The organism is Thalassotalea sp. G20_0, assembly GCF_017744175.1.
Taxonomy (GTDB): Bacteria; Pseudomonadota; Gammaproteobacteria; order Pseudomonadales; family Endozoicomonadaceae; genus Endozoicomonas.
On sequence record NZ_JAGHQV010000299.1, the window covers coordinates 1 to 870 of the forward strand.

Annotated in this window: 1 protein-coding gene; it reads left to right on the top strand. The window is 49.5% G+C overall.

Annotated elements, in window-relative coordinates; genetic code table 11:
* Positions 1 to 870: mannose-1-phosphate guanylyltransferase/mannose-6-phosphate isomerase (locus tag J7438_RS26160; protein ID WP_209278956.1), on the top strand; the 870-nt coding region annotated here is incomplete at both ends.

An 870-nucleotide genomic window follows, 5' to 3' on the forward strand; every position in this document is an offset into this window, starting at 1 on the left:
ATTTTGTGGAGAAGCCAGATCTGGAAACTGCTCAGGGCTATCTTGCTTCCGGAGACTATTACTGGAACTCTGGCATGTTCCTGTTTAAGGCCTCCCGTTACCTTGAGGAGCTAAACAAGTTCCGGCCCGATATTCTGGAAGCCTGTGAGAAGGCGATTGCGGTACAGAGCACTGATCTTGATTTTGTCCGTCTGGATGAAGTGGCTTTTAAAGCCTGCCCGGATGAATCTATCGATTATGCCGTGATGGAAAAAACTAGCGATGCAGTGGTTGTCCCTCTTGATGCTGGCTGGTCTGATGTCGGTTCCTGGACCTCATTAGCGGATATCTGCGACAAGGATGAAGCCGGTAACTCTATTCAGGGTGATGTGCTGTTGCAGGATACCCGTAACACCTACGTGCGCAGTGAAAAAAAATTGATTGCTACCGTGGGTGTTGATGACCTGGTCATTACAGAAAGTGACGATGCCATCCTGGTGGCCCACAAAGATCGGGTGCAGGATGTTAAAAAGATTGTTGACCGGCTGAAAGCAGAAAACCGGACAGAGGTAAAACTGCACCGCAAAGTCTATCGTCCCTGGGGAGCCTATGATTCCATCGATATGGGCGACCGCTTCCAGGTTAAGCGCATTACCGTTAAGCCGGGGGCACAGCTCTCTTTGCAGATGCACCATCACAGGGCCGAACACTGGATTGTGGTTAAAGGTACCGCAGTAGTCACCAATGGCGATCAAGAAATTTTGCTGACTGAAAACCAGTCGACTTACATTCCTATTGGCGTCGTACATCGATTGGAAAACCCTGGCAAGTTTGACCTTGAACTGATTGAGGTACAGAGCGGGGGGTATCTGGGTGAGGATGATATTGTGC